This window comes from Streptomyces sp. YS-3, from assembly GCF_045257485.1.
In the GTDB taxonomy this organism is placed as follows: Bacteria; Actinomycetota; Actinomycetes; order Streptomycetales; family Streptomycetaceae; genus Streptomyces.
On sequence record NZ_JBJHPC010000564.1, the window covers coordinates 1 to 4,626 of the forward strand.

Here is a 4,626-nt window from a genome sequence, read left to right on the forward strand (position 1 = left end):
GGGCGACCGCGTTCCCGGCCGGCGGCGGGCTGACCGTGACGGTCACCGTGGGCGTCGGGGTCGGCCGGGGCTTGGCGGGCAGCACCTGGTCGCGCGGGTCGGTGCGCGGGGCCTGGACGACGACGCCGACGATGTCGAGCTTGGTGAACCCGACGTACGGACGCACATAGACGGTCCGCGTCAGATCGCCGCCGGAGGGGTCGACCTTGACGACCTCGCCGACCGGGACACCGGGCACGAACGGCCTGTCGGACTGTGAGCCGAAGGTCACCAGCCGGTCGCCGGCCTTCACCTTGGCCTTGCCGTTGAGCAGTTGCACCGACAGCGGCCGGTCGCCCTGGCCGGTGGCGAAGCCCAGCTCGTCGCTGCTCTCCATCCGGGTGCCGACCGTGAAGTCCGGGTCGTTGGCGAGCAGGACGGTGGCGGTGGACGGGCCGACGGTGGTGACGCGGCCGACCAGCCCCTCCCCGTTCAGCACGGTCATGTCGCGCTTGATGCCGTCGCGCGAACCGGCGTCGATGGTGACGGTCCAGGAGAAGCCCTGGGCCGCTCCTATTCCGATGACCTGCGCGGCCTTGATGCCGTACTGGCCCTCGCCCGCGGTCTTCAGCATCGCGTCGAGCTGGTTGAGACGCGAGCGGTTGCGGGCGTCGCTGCCGAGCTTCTGCTTCAGCGCCTCGTTCTCACGCTGGAGGTCGGCGATCTTGTTGTGGCGCTCCCCCGAGTCACGCACGGCGCCGATGGCGTTGCCCACCGGATCGACGGCTGCCGCCATGCCGTTCTCGACCGGCCCGAACACCGTGGCGGCGGCCTGCCGGGCCCCGTCCACCGGCGAATTCTCCCCACCCCGGATGTCGACCGTGATCAGCGCGAACGCTACGGCGATCAGCAGCACCAGGAGGAGCCGGCTCTCTCGTGTGTCCCTCACGTGCGGCGGCCGTGCCTTCCTCGTCGGAATCTGTTCGATCTGTATATCAACGATCCGCCGTACGGGTTGGCAGTGGCCCGTACGGGCGGGCCCCCGGGCCGCTGGGCGACCCGGGGACCTCGGCCTTCCGCGCTATCGGCGCGGCTGGGCGTCCAGCACCTGCTGAAGGGCCTCGAACTCCTCGACACACTTGCCGGATCCCAGCGCGACCGAGTCCAGCGGGTCCTCGGCGATGTGGATCGGCATCCCGGTCTCGCGGCGCAGCCGCTCGTCCAGGCCCCGCAGCAGGGCGCCGCCGCCGGTGAGGACGATGCCGCGGTCCATGATGTCGCCGGAGAGCTCGGGCGGGCACTTGTCGAGCGTCGTCTTCACCGCGTCGACGATCGCGTTGACCGGCTCCTCGATGGCCTTGCGGACCTCGGCGGCCGAGATGACCACGGTCTTGGGCAGCCCGGAGACCAGGTCACGGCCGCGGATCTCGGTGTGCTCGTCCTTGTCGAGGTCGTAGGCCGAACCGATGGTGATCTTGATCTGTTCGGCGGTGCGCTCACCGAGGAGGAGGCTGTACTCCTTCTTGATGTGCTGGATGATCGCGTTGTCCAGCTCGTCGCCGGCCACCCGGATGGACTGTGCCGTGACGATTCCGCCGAGCGAGATCACCGCGACCTCGGTGGTGCCGCCGCCGATGTCGACGACCATGTTGCCGGTCGCCTCGTGGACGGGCAGCCCCGAGCCGATGGCCGCGGCCATGGGCTCCTCGATGATGTGCACCTGACGGGCGCCGGCCTGGGTGGAGGCCTCGATGACGGCGCGGCGCTCGACTCCGGTGATGCCCGAGGGCACACAGACGACAACGCGCGGGCGCGCCAGGTAACGCCGCTTGTGGATCTTGAGGATGAAGTAGCGGAGCATCCGCTCCGTGATCTCGAAGTCGGCGATGACGCCGTCCTTCAGCGGTCGTACGGCCACGATGTTGCCCGGCGTACGGCCGATCATCTTCTTCGCCTCGGCGCCGACCGCCAGGATGCCGCCGGTGTTGGTGTTGATGGCGACGACGGAGGGCTCGTTCAGGACGATTCCGCGGCCCCTGACGTACACCAGCGTGTTGGCGGTCCCGAGGTCGACAGCCATGTCACGGCCGATGAACGACATGTTGTTGCTCCCCATGAGGATGCGTCCGGCCTTCCCTAATCGAGCGTTGACGGCTTTTTAGGTCGGCGAGGTGGGTGCTGTGGGCGTGAGGCTCCATCGTAGTGCCGCCTGCACGGACACGGCGCGTTGGTCCACCTCTGTTAATGGTGACGACGTGTCGGGGCGATGCGTTCCCGACTTCACCCCGCATATGCCGAAGGGCGACCGAAATTCCTTCGGTCGCCCCAGGTCATGAGCGCTATATGGCTGACAACCGGTCAGGAAGTCAGACGCGACCCGGGAAGAAGATCTTCAGTTCCCGTTCGGCCGACTCCTCGGAATCGGAGGCGTGGATGAGGTTCTCGCGGACGATCGTGCCGAAGTCGCCCCGGATGGAGCCGGGCGTGGCGGCGATCGGGTCGGTGGGACCCGCGAGCCCGCGCACACCCTCGATGACGCGCTCGCCCTCGACGACCAGGACCACGACCGGGCCGGAGGCCATGAAGCCCATCAGCGGCTCGTAGAAGGGCTTGCCCTTGTGCTCGCCGTAGTGCTGCTCCAGGGTCTCCTGGTCCAGCGTCCGCAGCTCCATCGCCGGGATGGTCCAGCCGGCCTTGCGCTCGATACGGCCGATGATCTCGCCGATCAGGCCGCGACGGACGGCGTCGGGCTTGAGGATGACGAGAGTGCGCTGGGTCATGGTGTGCGGCTCCTTGCAGGCATACGTGTGCGGTGAAGGCGAGGCTACAGGGGGCGCCGGGCACGGCGGCACCCGGATCGGCCCCACGCCCCCGGCCGGGCCGTCACGCCTGCTGTTCGGCCGCCTGCGCCGCGAAGCGGGCCTTCGCCTCGTCGACCTTGCGGCCGTAGTGGACCGAGGCCCACCACAGACCGGCGAAGACCGCGCCCAGGAAGAACATGTGCGGCACGACGAGCCCGCTGACGATCAGGGCACCCTGGAGCGCCCAGCCCAGCTGGACACCGCCGGGACGGCCGAGCATGCCGCACAGCAGCACCGAGAAGAGCATGGCGATGCCGCACACCGTCCACACCGTGGACACCGTCAGGTCCTGGTCCTTCATGGCGACCAGACCGGCGAACCCTATGACGAAGAATTCACCGATGAGGGTGGAAGCGCAGAGCGTACGCATCGGGCGTCAGCCCCTTCCCAGGAGCAGCCGGGCCTCGCCGACCGTGATCACGGAACCGGTGACGAGGACTCCCGCACCGGCGTACTCGTCCTCTTCCTCCGCCAGGGTGATCGCCGCCTCCAGCGCGTCGTCCAGACGCGGCTCGACCACCACCCGCTCGTCACCGAAGACCTCGACCGCGACCGCGGCCAGCTCGTCGACGTCCATCGAACGGTGACTGGTGTTGGCGGTCACGACGACCTCGGCGAAGACCGGCTCGAAGGCCTCCAGCAGCCCCTTCACGTCCTTGTCGGCGCTGGCCGCGACCACGCCGATCAGCCGCGAGAAGCCGAACGCCTCGGTCAGGCCCTCCGCCGTGGCCTGCGCGCCCGCCGGGTTGTGGGCGGCGTCCAGGACGACGGTCGGGCTGCGGCGCACCACCTCCAGCCGGCCGGGCGAGACCACCGAGGCGAACGCCTTGCGGACGGTGTCCACGTCCAGCGGGCGGGCGTGCTCGGAGCCGATGCCGAAGAACGCCTCCACGGCGGCGAGAGCGACGGCCGCGTTGTGCGCCTGGTGCGCGCCGTACAGCGGCAGGAAGACGTCCTCGTACTCGCCGCCGAGGCCGCGCAGGGTCAGCAGCTGCCCGCCGACCGCGACCTCGCGCGCGACGATGCCGAACTCCATGCCCTCGCGGGCCACCGTGGCGTCCGCCTCGACGGCCTTCTTCAGCATCACCTGGGCCGCGTCGACCGGCTGCTGGGACAGGATGACGGTGGCGTCCTGCTTGATGATCCCGGACTTCTCCACAGCGATCTCGGCGGGCGTCGAGCCGAGCCGGTCGGTGTGGTCCAGGGAGATGGGGGTGACGACGGCCACGGAGGCGTCGATCACATTGGTCGCGTCCCAGCTGCCGCCCATGCCGACCTCGACGACGGCCACGTCGACGGGGGCGTCCGCGAACGCCGCGTACGCCATCCCGGTGAGCACCTCGAAGAACGACAGCCGGTACTCCTGCTGCCCGTCGACCATCTCCACGTACGGCTTGATGTCCTCGTACGTCTCGATGAAGCGCTCGGCCGTGATCGGCGCGCCGTCCAGGCTGATGCGCTCGGTGATCGACTGGACGTGGGGCGAGGTGTACCGGCCGGTGCGCAGGTCGAAGGCGTTGAGCAGCGCCTCGACCATGCGGGCGGTGGAGGTCTTGCCGTTGGTGCCGGTGATGTGGATCGAGGGGTACGCGCGCTGGGGCTCACCCAGGACGTCCATCAGCGCCGCGATACGGGCGACGGAGGGCTCCAGCTTGGTCTCGCCCCAGCGCGTCGCCAACTCCGTCTCGACCGCGCGCAGCGCCCTGTCGACCTCGGGGTCGCTGGGGCGAGACCAAGCTGGAGCCCTCCGTCGCCCGTATCGCGGCGCTGATGGACGTCCTGGGTG

General features: G+C 69.5%; 5 protein-coding genes. All 5 read right to left on the reverse strand.

Annotation, left to right across the window (positions count from 1 at the left end; genetic code table 11):
• A partial coding sequence (gene mreC, locus ACJA3G_RS30735) for a rod shape-determining protein MreC (RefSeq protein WP_406556312.1) occupies positions 1–928 on the reverse strand: 928 nt, incomplete at its 3' end.
• A gap of 132 nt (positions 929–1,060) precedes the next feature.
• Positions 1,061–2,080, reverse strand: a complete 1,020-nt coding sequence (locus ACJA3G_RS30740; RefSeq protein WP_053727412.1) for a rod shape-determining protein — start codon at positions 2,078–2,080, stop codon at positions 1,061–1,063.
• Between the two features lie 265 nt (positions 2,081–2,345).
• A complete protein-coding gene (gene ndk, locus ACJA3G_RS30745) occupies positions 2,346–2,759 on the reverse strand; it encodes a nucleoside-diphosphate kinase (RefSeq protein WP_358831444.1) in 414 nt (137 codons plus the stop codon).
• Positions 2,760–2,862: 103 nt separating this feature from the next.
• Positions 2,863–3,210 carry a DUF4233 domain-containing protein gene (locus ACJA3G_RS30750; protein ID WP_406556313.1) on the reverse strand — a complete coding sequence of 116 codons (348 nt, stop codon included), beginning with the start codon at positions 3,208–3,210 and terminating at the stop codon, positions 2,863–2,865.
• Positions 3,211–3,216: 6 nt separating this feature from the next.
• A partial coding sequence (gene folC, locus ACJA3G_RS30755) for a bifunctional tetrahydrofolate synthase/dihydrofolate synthase (RefSeq protein WP_406556314.1) occupies positions 3,217–4,626 on the reverse strand: 1,410 nt, incomplete at its 5' end.

Excerpts from the sequence above, each read along its gene's own strand:
- ACJA3G_RS30740 (WP_053727412.1), bottom strand. The coding sequence starts at position 2,080 with ATGTCGTTCATCGGCCGTGACATGGCTGTCGACCTCGGGACCGCCAAC.
- ndk (WP_358831444.1), bottom strand. The coding sequence starts at position 2,759 with ATGACCCAGCGCACTCTCGTCATCCTCAAGCCCGACGCCGTCCGTCGC.
- ACJA3G_RS30750 (WP_406556313.1), bottom strand. The coding sequence starts at position 3,210 with ATGCGTACGCTCTGCGCTTCCACCCTCATCGGTGAATTCTTCGTCATA.